The organism is Saccharothrix sp. CCNWYY140 (assembly GCF_037401995.1).
GTDB lineage: Bacteria > Actinomycetota > Actinomycetes > Mycobacteriales > Pseudonocardiaceae > Actinosynnema.
In genome coordinates this window covers 14,144-28,003 of sequence record NZ_JBBEGC010000059.1, presented here as the reverse complement: position 1 = coordinate 28,003, position 13,860 = coordinate 14,144, and the positions used below count along the sequence as shown (strand labels likewise).

Sequence of the window (13,860 nt, the reverse complement as noted above, 5' to 3'; positions counted from 1 at the left end):
CCCGCACGAGGGGTCGGAGCCGTTCAACCGCCAGCGGTGCCGTGCGCTCGGGCGGTGCCTCACACCGGCACGAAAGCGTTCAGGAGCAGCCAGGAGACGACCGCGGAAGGGAGCAGCGAGTCCATGCGGTCCATGAGACCGCCGTGGCCGGGCAGCAGGCTGCCCATGTCCTTGAGCCCCAGGTCGCGCTTGATCAGCGACTCGACCAGGTCGCCGGTCGTCGCGGTGACCACGAGGGTCGCGCCGAACAACGCGCCCTGCCACCACTGGCCGTCCAGCATGAGGCTCACGGTGAGCGCGCCGCCGACCACGCCCGCCACCATCGACCCCGCGAAGCCCTCCCAGGACTTCTTCGGGCTGATGGTGGGCGCCATCGGGTGCTTGCCGAAGAACACGCCGGCCGCGTAGCCGCCGGTGTCGGACAGGACCACGCCGATCAGGAAGGCCAGGACCCGGAAGACCCCGTCCTCGGGGACCACCAGCATGACCGCGAAGGAGGCGAAGACCGCCACGTACACGACCGTGAACACGGACGCGGTGACGTCCCGCAGGTAGCCGTCCGCGCCGTCCTTGAGCCGCCACAGCAGGCACACCAGGACGGTGACGACGAACGCCGTCAGCACGCCGTCGCGCCCGAACGGCCAGGCCAGCCACACCACGGCCTGGGCGCCCACGAGCACGGGCACCAGCGCGACCCGGATGTCCGCGGCGCGCTTCAACGCGCCCGTCAGCTCGTAGACGGACACGGCGACGGCGATGGCGACGACACCGATGAACAACTGCCGCACCGTGAACAGCGCGAGCAGGATGACCACGCCGAGGCCCACGCCGACGGCGATGGCCGCGCGCAGGTCCCGACCCGCCCGCGACGGGCTCTTCGGGACCGCGCCCTGCTCACCGCCGCCTGACACCTGTGCTCCCATCACGACCGGTCACCCGGCCGAGCCGACCTCGCGGCCGGGGACCCGGCCGACCCAACCACACGACTGGCGACCCCGCCAACCCGACCCGCGAGGCCGCGTCGGCTTGTCGCGGTGCCTTTCCCGACGATCACGCTTTTCGATCGGCGGGAAACGCGGCGCGACGAGCCGACTTCCAGGCGGCCTCGCCGCGACGCCGGAGGCGGCGCCATCCAACACAGCTAGACCTCGAGCAGCTCGGCTTCCTTGTGCTTGACCAGCTCGTCGACCTGGGCGACGTAGCGGTGGGTGACGTTCTCCAGCTCCTTCTCGGCGCGGGAGCCGTCGTCCTCGCCGACCTCGCCGTCCTTGACCAGGCGGTCCAGCTCTTCCTTGGCCTTGCGGCGGATGTTGCGGATGGAGACCTTGGCGTCCTCGCCCTTGCCCTTGGCCACCTTGACCATCTCGCGGCGGCGCTCCTCGGACAGCTGGGGGATCACCACGCGGATGACCGAGCCGTCGTTGCTGGGGTTGACGCCCAGGTCGGAGTCGCGGATGGCCTTCTCGACCGAGTTGAGCTGGCTGGTGTCGTAGGGCTTGATGACCGCCATCCGGGCTTCCGGGATGGCGACGCTGGCCAGCTGGTTCAACGGGGTCGGCGAACCGTAGTACTCGACGACGATGCGGGAGAACATGGCGGGTGTAGCGCGGCCGGTGCGCACGGACGCGAGGTCTTCCTTCGCCACGGACACCGCTTTTTCCATCTTCTCCTCGGCGTCGAGGAGGGTCTCGTCGATCACGGCTACTCCTTGTGGTGTGCGCAGTTCGGCTCGAATCCCAGCAGGTCTAGAAGGACGGGCGACCACCGGGGGTGCTCACCAGCGTCCCGATCTTCTCACCACGCACGGCGCGCGCGATGTTCCCCTCGGTGAGCAGGTTGAACACCATGATCGGCATGTTGTTGTCCATGCACAGGCTGAACGCGGTGGCGTCGGCGACGTTGAGGCCGCGCTCCAGCACCTCGCGGTGGGTGATGTGGTCGAACATCAGCGCCTCCGGGTCGGTCTTGGGGTCGGCGGTGTAGATGCCGTCCACGGCCTTGGCCATCAGCACGACCTCGCACCCGATCTCCAGCGCCCGCTGCGCGGCGGTGGTGTCGGTGGAGAAGTACGGCATGCCCGCGCCGCCGCCGAAGATGACCACGCGGCCCTTCTCGAGGTGGCGCATGGCGCGGCGGGGGATGTAGGACTCGGCGACCTGGCCCATCGTGATGGCGGTCTGCACCCGGGTCTCGATGCCGTGCTCGCGCTCCAGGAAGTCCTGGAGGGCGAGGCAGTTCATCACCGTGCCGAGCATGCCCATGTAGTCGGCGCGGCTGCGGTCCATGCCGCGCTGCTGGAGTTCCGCGCCCCGGAAGAAGTTGCCGCCACCGATGACGACGGCGACCTGGACGCCTGTTCGGACGACCGCGGCGATCTGGCGGGAGACGGTCTGGACGACGTCGGGGTCGACACCCACGCCGCCGCCGCCGAACATCTCACCGCCGAGCTTGAGCATGACCCGGCGGTAACCGCCGGATTCGGCGTCGTCTGGGCCCGGGTGGGCTACCTCTGCGCTCACAGGTCCTCCTCTGGACACGGCAAGGGCGGGGTTGCATCCTCGCGCAACCCCGCCCTCACGCGAATCAGGCCTCGCCGACCTCGAACCGGGCGAAGCGGGTGACGGCGATCCCGGCCTCGTCCAGCACGGCCTTGACGGTCTTCTTGGACTCGGTCACCGAAGCCTGCTCCAGCAGCACGACGTCCTTGAAGAAGCCGTTCACCCGGCCCTCGACGATCTTGGGCAGCGCCGCCTCCGGCTTGCCCTCCTCGCGCGAGGTCTCCTCGGCGATGCGGCGCTCGTTGGCGACGACGTCGGCCGGCACCTCGTCGCGGGTGAGGTAGCGGGGGCGCATCGCGGCGATCTGCATGGCGGCGCCGCGGGCGGCGTCCTCGCTGTCACCGGTGTACTCGACCACGACGCCCACGGCGGGCGGCAGGTCGGCGGCACGGCGGTGCAGGTAGGTGGTCACGGTGCCGTCGAAGACGGCGACCTTGGCCAGCTCCAGCTTCTCGCCGATCTTGGCGGACAGCTCCTGGACGGCGGCGTCGACGGTCTGGCCGTCGAGGTCGGTCGCCTTGAGCACCTCGACGTCGGCCGGGCGCGAGGCCTTGGCGACGGCGACGATCCGGGACGCCAGGTCCTGGAAGTCGGAGTTCTTGGCGACGAAGTCCGTCTCGCAGCGCAGCTCGATCATCACGCCGTCCTCGGCGGCCACCAGGCCGTTGGAGGTCGTGCGCGCGGCGCGCTTGTCGACGTCCTTCGCACCCTTGATGCGCAGGAGCTCGACCGCCTTGTCGAAGTCGCCGTCGGTCTCCTCCAGCGCCTTCTTGCAGTCCATCATGCCTGCGGCGGTCAGCTCGCGCAGGCGCTTCACGTCCTGGGCGGTGTAGTTCGCCATCGTGCGGTTTTCCGTTCCTTCTGCGGGATACGCGCGGGGATAGGGGCGGCCCGGTGCGCGCCGCGCCCGCGGGTGAGTGCGGGCGCGGCGCGCGACGGATCAGGACTGGACGGTCTCGGAACCCTCGGCGGCGGCCGGCTTGTCGGTCGCCTCGGCGCCGACGAGCAGCTCCTGCTCCCACTCGGCCAGCGGCTCGTCGGTGGCGACGCCCGGCTCGGGCTTGTCGTCGCCGGCGGCGGCGTTGGTGCGGGCGCCGGAGCGGGCCATGAGGCCGGCGGCGGCGGCCTCGGCGACGACCTTGGTCAGCAGCGCGGCGGACCGGATGGCGTCGTCGTTGCCCGGGATCGGGTAGTCGACCTCGTCCGGGTCGCAGTTGGTGTCGAGGATCGCGACGATCGGGATGTTGAGCTTGCGCGCCTCACCGACCGCGATGTGCTCCTTCTTGGTGTCCACGATCCACACGGCGCTGGGCACCTTGGACATGTCGCGGATACCGCCGAGCGTGCGCTCCAGCTTGTCCTTCTCGCGGTTCATCATCAGGATTTCCTTCTTGGTGAAACCCTGGAAACCGCCGGTCTGCTCCATCGACTCCAGCTCCTTGAGCCGCTGGAGGCGCTTGTGCACGGTGGAGAAGTTGGTGAGCATGCCGCCCAGCCAGCGCTGGTTCACGTAGGGCATGCCGACGCGGAGCGCCTCGTTGGCGATGGCCTCCTGCGCCTGCTTCTTGGTGCCGATGAACAGGATGGACCCGCCGTGCGCGACGGTCTCCTTCACGAACTCGTAGGCGCGGTCGATGTACGACAGCGTCTGCTGGAGGTCGATGATGTAGATGCCGTTGCGCTCGGTGAAGATGTAGCGCTTCATCTTCGGGTTCCAGCGACGGGTCTGGTGCCCGAAGTGCACGCCGCTGTCGAGCAGCTGCTTCATGGTGACGACGGCCATAGCCGGTTTCGCACCTCTTCGATCAGGCGCGCCGGGCGGGCCGGCACGCGTTCCGGTTGGTCGCGGCGTTCCGGGTCGGACCGCCGCCCTGGTGCCCCTGCCGCCGCCCGAACCGGAGTTTCACCTCAGGACCGCCGGACGCCGTGACTCGACCACGAGAGGTGGATCGGATCTGCAATGGCACGCGAAGTCGTCCCGCGCTCACACGGGCCGCGCAACGAGTGTACGCCGCCGCGGGCAGAACCCCGAACCGCCCCCGAGTTGTCCACAGCCCCGGAGTTGTCCACAGTTCGCGATCACCCCCTGGCACCCATCCGCCCAGGTGAGGACCGTCGAACACATGACCACCACGCACCGCGCCCCAGCCACCCCGACCGCGCTCCTGGCCGTGGCCCTGGCAACCCTCCTGACGTGCACCATCACCACTCCGGCGACCGCACGCCCACCCCGCTACGCCTGGCCGCTACCCCCGCCACCGGTCGTCCTCAGGACCTTCGAGGCCCCCACCACGCCCTACGGCCCCGGCCACCGCGGCGTGGACCTGGGCGCTCCGGCCGGCACCCAGGTCATGGCGGCAGCCGACGCGACCGTGGTGTTCGCCGGCCCGGTGGGCGACCGCCAGGTGGTCGCGCTGTCCCACGAAGGTGGCATCCGCACGACCTACGAACCGGTGATCCCCACCGTCGAACCGGGCCGCCGCGTGACGAGGGGAACCCCGATCGCCACCCTCGAACCGGGCCACGCCGGCTGCCCCACCCCCTGCCTGCACTGGGGCGCACACCGAACAACCCCCAAGACCGGCCGCACCTACCTGGACCCGCTGGCACTGGTGGCCGCCGGCCGAGTGCGCCTGCTGCCCACGGGTCCGCCCGGGGGCGGCACCGATGGGCTCAGGATTCGAGTTGTTCGTTGAGCTTCGTGCGCAGCCGCAGGACGGCCCGGGTGTGCAGCTGGCAGACGCGGGACTCGGTGACGCCCAGCACCTTGCCGATCTCGGCGAGCGTCAGGTTCTCGAAGTAGTAGAGCGTGACCACGACCCGGTCGCGCTCGGCGAGCTGGGCGATCGCGTCGGCGAGCTGACGGCGGCTGTCCTGGTCGACCAGCGTCGCGATCGGGTCCTCCGCCCCTTCGTCGGGCAGCGACTCGGCCAACGACGCGCCCCCGGCGCCTCCGGCGGCGCGACCGGCGGCGATCAGCTCGTCGAGGGCCACGACACTGGTGAGCTGGAGCTGGGCGTACAGCTCGCGCAGCTCGGCGAGCCCGATCTTGAGCTCGGCGGCCAACTCCCGGTCGGTGGGCGTGCGCTGGAGCCGGGCACCGAGCCGTTCGAGGGCGCGTTCCACGTCCCTGGCACGGCTGCGCACCGACCTCGGCACCCAGTCCTGGGAGCGCAGGTCGTCGAGGATCGCACCCCGGATGCGCTGCATCGCGTAGGTCTCGAACTTCAGGCCACGTTCAGGTTCGAACTTCTCGATCGCGTCGACCAGACCGAAGATGCCGGACTGGATGAGGTCGGCGACGTCCACGTGCGCGGGCAACCCGGTACCGACCCGACCGGCGACGTACTTCACCAGCGGCGCGTAGTGGAGGACCAGGCGATCGCGCAGAGCTTGCTGGTGGGACTCGCCGTAGGTGTGCCAGAGGGCGATGATCCCGGCCTCGACGTCGTCCGCGGTGCGCGACTCGGAGGCCGGGTGAGCGGGTCGTGCGGACGGTGGGATCACCGGAACGTCGTCAGCCATCGAATCAACACCCGGCAGGTCGACAACACCCTCACCACCAGCCCAAACCCCAGGCTCACCGACCACAGCGCCTCCCGCAGCCACACCGCCCGCAGCCACACCGCCCGCAGCCACACCGCCCGCAGCCACACCGCCCGCAGCCACACCGCCGGCAGTAACGCCTCCAGCAGCCGAGCCCTCCTCCGCACCAGCCTCCACACGCCGGCCGGCAACAACGCCGCCCAGCTCCGGGCGGCCGGCAGCGGCCTCAGCACCACGGTCGTCAGCGGCGGCGCGAGGGGCAGCGTGCTCGTCTGCGGCGCGGTCGGCGGCGGCGTGCTGGGTGGTGGCCGCGAGGTCATCGGCGAGGTGGTTCGCCGTGGTGCGGTCGGCGGGCGGGATGTCAGCGGCGGCTGGGGCTGCGGCGGTCGCGGCTTTGGCGGCAGGAGCTTCGGCGAGGGTGGTCTTGGCGCTTGCGGTCTTGGCGGTTGCGGCTTTGGTGGTTGCGGTCTTTGTGGCTCGGGTGTGGGTGTGGCCGTTGCGGCGGGAGTCGTCGGGGGCTCCGTGGTGACCGTTCGTCCCGGTCGGCGCGGGCGCGGCTGGGGAGGGCGCCTCCGACGAAGTCCCGACGTGCGCGGCGGTGGGAGAGGTCACGGTTGCGGTCCGCGAACCTCCCCCTGCGACGTCAGGAGCGGGGGTGGGTTCGGTCATGGATCGCCTTCAACCGGTCGACGGTGACGTGTGTGTAGAGCTGAGTCGTTGCGAGCGTAGCGTGACCGAGAAGCTCTTGAACGGTACGCAGGTCCGCTCCCCCTTCCAACAGGTGCGTGGCCGCGGAGTGCCGCAGACCGTGCGGGCCGATGTCGGCGGACTCCGGTACCGCACCCACTACATCGTGAACAACCCTCCTGGCGGTACGCGGATCGAGCCTGCCGCCGCGCGCGCCGACGAAAAGCGCCCGGTGTGAACGGTCGCTGACCAGCGCCGATCGGCCCTGTTCCACCCAGCGCCGTACTGCCCGTTCAGCCGGTACGCCGAACGGGACGGTGCGTTCGCGCCTGCCCTTGCCCAGAACCCGGATCACCCTTTGGGAGTAGTCGATGTCGTCGAGGTCGAGGCCGCACAACTCGGCGACCCGAACACCTGTGGCGTACAGCAACTCCACCACGGCTTGGTCACGCAGCGCAACCGGATCGCCCTGTTCCGCACCTACTTCCGCTGCTGTCATCGCCGCCTTCGCCTGCTCCTGACGGAGCACGGCGGGCAGCGTCCGGTGCGGCCTGGGCGCGGCCAGCCGCGGCCCCGGGTCGTCCGCGAGCAGGCCGGTGCGGGTCGCCCACGCCGTGAACGCGCGGGCGGAGGCCGCGCGCCGGGCCAGCGAGGTGCGACTGGCACCGGCGGCGTGCTGCGCGGCTAACCACGAGCGGAGTCCGGCCAGGTCGACCGCCTCCACCGCGGCGTCGGCGGGCGTGCCGGAAGCGAGGTGGACCAGCAGGGCGACCACGTCCGCCAGGTAGGCGCGGACCGTGTGCGGGGACAGCGCGCGCTCCATCGCCAGGTGGTGTTCGTAGCGATCGACCACGGCCGCCACGTCCTCGGGCAGCTCACGGCGCAGGCCGACCAGGTCGACGCGGGGTGTCCGAGCGTGCGGCGGCGGGGACATAACCCCTGACGCTGCGCCCTCGGGCGCACTTGGTCAAGTATCGCCACGCGCACCTCCTTCCTGGGAGCGCTTCCAGCCCGCATCGACCCGCTGCGCGAGGTCGATCAGCTCGAGTTCGGGCAGCAGCGCCCGCACCCGCGACAGCTCGACCCCCGACTCGACCGAGATGGCTTCCGCGCTCGCACCCGTCCGCAGACCCAGCGCCTCGTACACCCGCAGCGCCTCGCCCTGTGGAAGTCCGGCTTCGGTGTTCCGCGTGGCCTCGACGAGGTCCACCCCGAGCCGCCCGGTCGACTCGATGATCTCCGCCACACTGCTCACCGGCTGCGCCTCGCCCGAACGCAGCAGGTCGTGGCACCCGGACGACGTCGAGGACGTGACCGGCCCCGGCACCGCCATCAGCACCCGCCCCAGCGCCGCGGTAGAGGCGGCGGTGTTCTTCGCCCCGCTGCGCCGCCCGGCTTCCACCACGACCGTGCCCTCGCCGAGCGCCGCGATGAGCCGGTTCCGGGTGATGAACCGGTACCGAGCGGGTCGACAGCCGGGCGGGTACTCGCTCACCACCAGACCGTGCTGCGGGATGCGCTCCAACAGCCCCTGGTGCCCCGCCGGATAGGCGATGTCCACCCCGCACGCGAGCACGGCGATCGTCGGACCGCCCGCGGCCAGCGCTCCCCGGTGAGCGGCACCATCGATGCCGTACGCGGCACCGGACACCACCGTCACCCCGGCTTCGGCCAGCCCGAACCCGAACTCGGCGGCAACGTGCTGCCCGTACCCCGTGGCCGCCCGACTACCGACCACCGCAACCGACCGCTCGGCCAACGCGGCGAGGTCACCAGAGCCACGCACCCAGACAGCCAACGGCGCCAGCCCACACCGCAGGCCGTGGGCAGCGGCGATGGCGAGTGCGTTGAACGGCCACTCCGGCCACTCGTCGTCTTCGGGGATGACCAGCCGACCGCCAAGTCCTTCGACCGCCGCGAGGTCTTCTTCGGCCCGGTAGTCGTCACGCCGGGCCGAGGTCTGGTTGGCGACGGATTGGGGGACCTCGCCCTTCCGCACCCGCCGAGCCGCCTCCACGGCACCGAACTCGGCGACGAACTCGGCAAGCGCGGTCGCCGGCGGCTCGGCCACCCGGGACAGGTAGGCACGCGCAAGCCGAACCTCATCGCGGCTCACCACCCACCACCCCACCCCAACCCGGCCCGACTCCGCCAACACCAGCCCCCGGCCACCGCCCACGCCCGCCGTGACGGCCAGCGCCACGACCACCGCCATGACCACCGCCGTAGCCGCCGCCAAGACCACCGCTGTGACCACCGCTGTGACCACCGCCGTGACCACTGCCATAGCCGCTGCCATGACCACTGCCGTGAGCGCCGCCATGAGCAGCAATGGGCCAAGACCAGCACCCGCCATCGCAGCCGAAGACCCCAGCCGGGCACCCGCCGTTGCCACCGGTCGCCCGCGCCGCGCACTCGCCACTGCCGCCAGAAGCCAGCGCCGCGCACTCGCCATCCGGGGCCTGCGGCGACGGACCGCCACCGCCACCGCCACCGCCGGAGTCGAGACAAGGGCAGGTGAGGGCGTGACCGGCGTTCGTCGGGCACGGGTACCTGCACCTGCCTGCGGCTCGACATCGGTAGTCGCGGCAGGCATGGGGACCACCGCGTCCGTTGGTCGTCCCGGCGTAGGCGGGGGTGGCGGTGTGGTGGGGGTGGTTGGTTCCGGGGCAGTTGGTGGTCATGACGACCTGTCCTCTCGTGGTGGGGATTGGCGTTGTTGGGATTGGGGTTGGATCGGTAGGCGGATTCGGGTGCCTGGCCAGCCGAGGGTCCAAGTTCGGCCGGCGGACTTGTCCTGGAGGCGGCGGAGGGTGGGGCGGCGGAGGGTGGGGCGGCCGGCGTAGGGACCCTCTCGGGCGGTCTCGGGAGGGGGTGGGTGTGCGTGGGGTTGGGGGGTCACCTGGCGGATGCGCCACGGGTGGGGGTGGGGGTGGGTCATGGGGTTCTCCGTTCGCGGAATTCGAGGGCCGCGCCGACGTGGTCCTCGGTGGGGAGGTCGGTTTCGGCCAGGTCGGCCAAGGTCCAGGCGACGCGCAGGCAGCGGTCCGCGCCTCGGCCGGTCAGTGCGCCCCTGGACAGCGCTCGGTCCAGGAGGGATGTCGTCTGCCTGGGGAGGCGGTACTCGCGGCGCAGGATCGGGCCCGGGACCTCGGCGTTCGTGTGCCAGCCGTGGCGGGACCAGCGGGCGTGGGCACGGGCGCGGGCGTTCGCCACGCGTTGTCGCACCGTCGCGGTGGATTCCGGGTCGGGAAGACCGGCGTCCATCATCACGGTGAGCGGGCGCATCAGGACTCGGAGATCCACGCGATCCAGGAGTGGGCCCGACAGTTTGGCCTGGTAGCGGCGCTTGATGCCCGGGACGCAGGTGCAGTCGATGTCCTTCGCAGGAGCGCAGGGACACGGATTGGTGGCCAGCACCAATTGGAAGCGGGCCGGATAGCGCGCGATGCCGTGGAGCCTGGCGATCCGTACTTCACCTTCCTCCAGAACAGTGCGCAATGCGTCGAGTTTCGTGGAACCGAATTCACAGGCCTCGTCGATGAACAAGACACCTTTGTGCGCCCGACTCACCGCGCCCGGTTTCGCCAATCCGCTGCCACCGCCCACCAACGCCGCGGTGGAGGCGGTGGAGTGGAGTGACACGAACGGCGGCGTCGAGACCAGTGGTGTCTCGGGTTCCAACAAACCGGCGATGGAGTGCACGGCGGTGACACTCAGCGCCTCGTCCGGAGTAAGCGGTGGCAAGAGGCTTACCAGGCGTTCTGCCAGCATCGTCTTGCCGGTGCCGGGAGGACCCGTGAGCAGGACGTGGTGCCCGCCGGCGGCAGCGACTTCGAGTGCCCACCTTGCCTCCGGCTGGCCGACCACGTCTGCGAGGTCGGGGCCAGGAGTCGGAGGTGGGGGTGTGAAGGGCGGCGGGCGATGTAGTGCGCTGTTGTTGCCGGCTAGCCAATCCACGACGTTCCCGAGCGAGTCGGCGCCGTACAGCTCGACACCGTCCACCAGTGCTGCTTCGCGTAGGGACGCCGTGGGGACCACTGCTCGGGGTAGGCCGGCTCTGCGGGCGGCCAGGAGGGCGGGCAAGACGCCGCGGACCGAGCGGACTCGGCCGTCCAAGGCGAGTTCGCCCAGGAGGACGGTGCCCTCCAGGCGCTCCGCCGGCACGGCCTGCGAGGCCGCGAGGACCACGCACGCCAAGGCCAGGTCGTAGCTGGAGCCGACCTTCGGCAGGGACGCCGGTGACAGGCCCAGCGTGACGCGTTGGGTGGGCCACTCGTGTCCGGTGTTCCTCACGGCCGCGCGCACGCGGTCCTTGGACTCCTGGAGGGCCGCGTCGGGTAGGCCGACGAGCTTGGTGAGCACGGCGCCCGCGCCCACGTCCGCTTCGATCTCCACCGGTACGCCGTCCACCCCGAACAGGGCGACGCACCACGCCCGTGCGAGTGCCATCTCAGGCTCCTCGCACGTGGTGCAGCCGGACCGGACCCGTGGGCGGCCAGTGGATGCCGATCAGGTCGAACCGGATGCGCATCCAGCCCAGGCCGTGCGCGCGCAGCCACCGCCTCGCCAGGTCGCCGATCCGGCCCAATTTCTCCGGGGTGACGGCTTCCAAGGGGTGGTCGTGGGTGGTTCCGGAGCGGCATTTGACTTCGCAGACGACCAGTTGTTCGCGGTCGGTCGCCACCACGTCCAGTTCGCCCGCTTTGCAGCGCCAATTGCGCGCGAGGATGACCAGGCGCTGGTGCTCTTCTAGGTACCGGCACGCGAGGTCTTCACCGCGTCGGCCGAGTTCCTGGGTGTCCATTTCCGCCTCCGGGAGGTCGAGTTATCGTGCCTCGACTGTGGCGGAGCGGGAGGATCAATGCCGGCAGTGAATTCGGAACTGTGGACAACTTCGGGCCTGTGGACAACTTCAGGCGACCAAGTAACACGAAAGAGTGAGAAACACGGAAGGGGCCCACCCGTGGTGGGTGGACCCCTTCCGAAGCTGAGCGGCGGTCAGGAGTTGAACGGACCGTCCTCGGGCAGGCGCAGGTCGGGCTTGTCGAGCTCTTCGACGTTGACGTCCTTGAACGTGATCACCCGGACGTTCTTCACGAACCGGGCAGGCCGGTACATGTCCCACACCCAGGCGTCGGACATCCGCACCTCGAAGTAGACCTCGCCGTCCGCGTTGCGGACCTGCACGTCCACCGAGTTGGCCAGGTAGAACCGCCGCTCGGTCTCCACGACGAACGAGAACTGGCTGACGATGTCGCGGTACTCCTTGTACAGCGACAACTCCATCTCGGTCTCGTACTTCTCGAGATCCTCTGCACTCATTGCGCCTCCGCGCGGGTCGTGCTCATCGAGTCCGCGCCCCTCCTCGTCGCGAGCCTGCCACCGCTGGTCTGCGGCGATGTTCCATTCTGGACCACGGCGGGCGAAAGCACGTCGCGCGCCACCCGGTGCGGCGCGGTCAAGCCGTGTCGAGCCCCCGCCGAGGCCACGTTCGCATACGACCAGCGGTGCTCCGCGCTCGGCCCGTGTTCCAGCAGCGCGGCCTGGTGCTCGGGGGTGCTGTAGCCCTTGTGCACGTCGAACCCGTACACCGGGTGCTCGGCGTGCAGCGAGGTCATGATGCGGTCCCTGGTGACCTTGGCCAGCACGGACGCCGCCGCCACGCACGCCGCCACCCGGTCGCCCTTGACGACCGGCATGTTCGGCGCGGTCAGGCCCGGGACGGGGAAGCCGTCGGTCAGCACGTACCCGGGGTGCGCGGACAGCTGCGCCACCGCCCGCCGCATGCCCTCGATGTTGGCCACGTGCACGCCGATGAGGTCCACCTCGGCCGCGGGCACCACGATCACCGCGTAGTCCACGGCGCGCTTGAGCACCAGGTCGTACATGCGGTCGCGCGCGGCGGCGGTGAGTAGCTTCGAGTCGGTCAGGCCCTCGAACCGGGCCGCGTCACCCGGCTTGAGCACGCACGACGCGATGACCAGCGGCCCGGCGCACGCACCGCGCCCGGCCTCGTCCACCCCGGCCACCGGGCCGAGGCCGCGCCGGTCCAACGCGGCCTGGAACGCCCAGATGCCCGCGGTCTGCCGTACCTGCGCGCGAGGCGGCTTGCGGATCACCACCCGACCCTATCCCAGCCCGGAACGGCGCTCCCGGAAGAGCCGGACCCGAGCGCGCACCCGACGGCTGAGCAGCAGCAACGGCCACGCGCCCACCAAGCCCACGCCGAGCGGCACCGCGGACTGCCACGCGGGCGCGCCCAGCGCCACGGCCTGCGGGTTGTGGTCGCCCACGCCCTGCCAGCGCGACGGGGGCAGCACGATCACCCGCGCCTTGCCCACCACGTTGTCCACCGGCACCAGCCCGGCCTGCGGTCCCTGGTCCCGCGCCTGGCACCGCGAGTCGCACGAGTCGTTGCGGTTGTCGCCGAGCACGAACAGGTACCCGTCCGGGATCGTGACCTCGGCGAACGAGTCCTGGGACGTCCCGCGCCCCGGCTCCCAGTACAGGTAGGGCTCGTCCAGCGGCTTGCCGTCGACCATGACCCGGTTCTGGTTGTCGCAGCACGACACCGTCTGCCCGCCGACCGCGATGACCCGCTTGACGAAGTCCTCCTTGTTCGCCGTCGGCACCCCGACCAGCGAACCCAGCCCCTGGAAGAACCCGACCACCGGGTTGTTCGGCTCCAGCGGCGCGAACTCCTGGTTGATCCACGCGTCCGGCCCGTGGAAGACCACGACGTCACCCGGCGACGGTTCGGTGAAGTTGTAGGTGACCTTGTCCACCAGCACCCGGTCCCCGAAGCACGGTGAGGTGCACCCGTGCAGGGTCTGCTCCATCGACTCCGACGGGATCATGTAGACCCGCGCCAGGAACGTCTGGATCAGGAACGCGAGCCCGACCGCCACCACGACCAGGATCGGCAGCTCACGCCAGAAGGACCCCTTCTTCTTGGCCTTCTTGCGTGAGCGCTGACGCCACGCCTCGATCTTCTCCTCGTCGGAGGCACGGGAGGAGTCCTCGTCGGAGGAACCGTGGGAAGGTGCGACGTCTACCACCCTCCCAG

Annotated in this window: 15 protein-coding genes; 1 reads left to right on the top strand and 14 read right to left on the bottom strand. The window is 70.6% G+C overall.

Annotation, left to right across the window (positions count from 1 at the left end; all coding sequences use genetic code 11):
• Positions 1–59: 59 nt before the first annotated feature.
• The 5 genes from WBN91_RS23975 to rpsB all read right to left on the bottom strand — a co-directional run bounded on the left by WBN91_RS23975 (position 60) and on the right by rpsB (position 4,341).
• The gene (locus WBN91_RS23975; RefSeq protein WP_337726313.1) at positions 60–923 is read right to left on the bottom strand and encodes a phosphatidate cytidylyltransferase; all 864 of its coding nucleotides are present in this window, start codon (positions 921–923) and stop codon (positions 60–62) included.
• A gap of 218 nt (positions 924–1,141) precedes the next feature.
• A complete protein-coding gene (gene frr, locus WBN91_RS23970; RefSeq protein WP_337726312.1) occupies positions 1,142–1,699 on the bottom strand; it encodes a ribosome recycling factor in 558 nt (185 codons plus the stop codon).
• 46 nt (positions 1,700–1,745) lie between these two features.
• Positions 1,746–2,456, bottom strand: coding sequence for a UMP kinase (gene pyrH / locus WBN91_RS23965; protein ID WP_337726336.1), 711 nt, complete (start codon positions 2,454–2,456; stop codon positions 1,746–1,748).
• A 127-nt stretch (positions 2,457–2,583) separates the two neighbouring features.
• Entirely contained in the window at positions 2,584–3,399 is an 816-nt protein-coding gene (gene tsf, locus WBN91_RS23960) for a translation elongation factor Ts (protein WP_337726311.1), read from the bottom strand.
• A gap of 99 nt (positions 3,400–3,498) precedes the next feature.
• Positions 3,499–4,341 (bottom strand): 30S ribosomal protein S2, encoded by an 843-nt coding sequence (rpsB, locus tag WBN91_RS23955; protein WP_121226500.1) that lies wholly within the window; start codon positions 4,339–4,341, stop codon positions 3,499–3,501.
• 340 nt (positions 4,342–4,681) lie between these two features.
• Between rpsB and WBN91_RS23950 the strand changes: the two genes are divergently transcribed.
• A complete protein-coding gene (locus tag WBN91_RS23950) occupies positions 4,682–5,254 on the top strand; it encodes a M23 family metallopeptidase (protein WP_337726310.1) in 573 nt (190 codons plus the stop codon).
• Here the strand turns inward: WBN91_RS23950 and WBN91_RS23945 are convergent.
• The 9 genes from WBN91_RS23945 to lepB all read right to left on the bottom strand — a co-directional run bounded on the left by WBN91_RS23945 (position 5,232) and on the right by lepB (position 13,852).
• On the bottom strand, positions 5,232–6,083 hold the full coding sequence (locus WBN91_RS23945) for a FliA/WhiG family RNA polymerase sigma factor (protein WP_337726309.1): 852 nt from the start codon (positions 6,081–6,083) through the stop codon (positions 5,232–5,234). The two genes, WBN91_RS23950 and WBN91_RS23945, sit on opposite strands and share 23 nt — an antisense overlap.
• A complete protein-coding gene (locus WBN91_RS23940) occupies positions 6,062–6,424 on the bottom strand; it encodes a hypothetical protein (protein ID WP_337726308.1) in 363 nt (120 codons plus the stop codon). The genes WBN91_RS23945 and WBN91_RS23940 overlap by 22 nt, the downstream gene beginning before the upstream one ends.
• 323 nt (positions 6,425–6,747) lie before the next feature.
• Positions 6,748–7,725, bottom strand: a complete 978-nt coding sequence (locus tag WBN91_RS23935) for a tyrosine recombinase XerC (RefSeq protein ID WP_337726307.1) — start codon at positions 7,723–7,725, stop codon at positions 6,748–6,750.
• A gap of 33 nt (positions 7,726–7,758) precedes the next feature.
• Entirely contained in the window at positions 7,759–8,907 is a 1,149-nt protein-coding gene (gene dprA / locus WBN91_RS23930; protein WP_337726335.1) for a DNA-processing protein DprA, read from the bottom strand.
• Between the two features lie 821 nt (positions 8,908–9,728).
• Positions 9,729–11,243, bottom strand: coding sequence for a YifB family Mg chelatase-like AAA ATPase (locus WBN91_RS23925; RefSeq protein WP_337726306.1), 1,515 nt, complete (start codon positions 11,241–11,243; stop codon positions 9,729–9,731).
• Position 11,244: 1 nt separating this feature from the next.
• A complete protein-coding gene (locus WBN91_RS23920) occupies positions 11,245–11,598 on the bottom strand; it encodes a YraN family protein (RefSeq protein ID WP_337726305.1) in 354 nt (117 codons plus the stop codon).
• 194 nt (positions 11,599–11,792) lie between these two features.
• Positions 11,793–12,116 (bottom strand): DUF2469 domain-containing protein, encoded by a 324-nt coding sequence (locus WBN91_RS23915; protein ID WP_015104440.1) that lies wholly within the window; start codon positions 12,114–12,116, stop codon positions 11,793–11,795.
• Positions 12,113–12,913 (bottom strand): ribonuclease HII, encoded by an 801-nt coding sequence (locus tag WBN91_RS23910; protein ID WP_337726304.1) that lies wholly within the window; start codon positions 12,911–12,913, stop codon positions 12,113–12,115. The genes WBN91_RS23915 and WBN91_RS23910 overlap by 4 nt, the downstream gene beginning before the upstream one ends.
• A gap of 9 nt (positions 12,914–12,922) precedes the next feature.
• Positions 12,923–13,852, bottom strand: a complete 930-nt coding sequence (lepB, locus tag WBN91_RS23905; RefSeq protein ID WP_337726303.1) for a signal peptidase I — start codon at positions 13,850–13,852, stop codon at positions 12,923–12,925.
• Positions 13,853–13,860: the final 8 nt, after the last annotated feature.

What these genes read in the sequence shown, in the direction of transcription:
- pyrH (WP_337726336.1), bottom strand. Translation starts at nt 2,456, where the DNA reads ATGCTCAAGCTCGGCGGTGAGATGTTCGGCGGCGGCGGCGTGGGTGTC.
- WBN91_RS23915 (WP_015104440.1), bottom strand. Translation starts at nt 12,116, where the DNA reads ATGAGTGCAGAGGATCTCGAGAAGTACGAGACCGAGATGGAGTTGTCG.
- WBN91_RS23920 (WP_337726305.1), bottom strand. Translation starts at nt 11,598, where the DNA reads ATGGACACCCAGGAACTCGGCCGACGCGGTGAAGACCTCGCGTGCCGG.
- WBN91_RS23945 (WP_337726309.1), bottom strand. Translation starts at nt 6,083, where the DNA reads ATGGCTGACGACGTTCCGGTGATCCCACCGTCCGCACGACCCGCTCAC.
- tsf (WP_337726311.1), bottom strand. Translation starts at nt 3,399, where the DNA reads ATGGCGAACTACACCGCCCAGGACGTGAAGCGCCTGCGCGAGCTGACC.
- WBN91_RS23940 (WP_337726308.1), bottom strand. Translation starts at nt 6,424, where the DNA reads ATGACCTCGCGGCCACCACCCAGCACGCCGCCGCCGACCGCGCCGCAG.
- WBN91_RS23925 (WP_337726306.1), bottom strand. Translation starts at nt 11,243, where the DNA reads ATGGCACTCGCACGGGCGTGGTGCGTCGCCCTGTTCGGGGTGGACGGC.
- rpsB (WP_121226500.1), bottom strand. Translation starts at nt 4,341, where the DNA reads ATGGCCGTCGTCACCATGAAGCAGCTGCTCGACAGCGGCGTGCACTTC.
- WBN91_RS23975 (WP_337726313.1), bottom strand. Translation starts at nt 923, where the DNA reads ATGGGAGCACAGGTGTCAGGCGGCGGTGAGCAGGGCGCGGTCCCGAAG.
- WBN91_RS23950 (WP_337726310.1), top strand. Translation starts at nt 4,682, where the DNA reads ATGACCACCACGCACCGCGCCCCAGCCACCCCGACCGCGCTCCTGGCC.
- WBN91_RS23935 (WP_337726307.1), bottom strand. Translation starts at nt 7,725, where the DNA reads ATGTCCCCGCCGCCGCACGCTCGGACACCCCGCGTCGACCTGGTCGGC.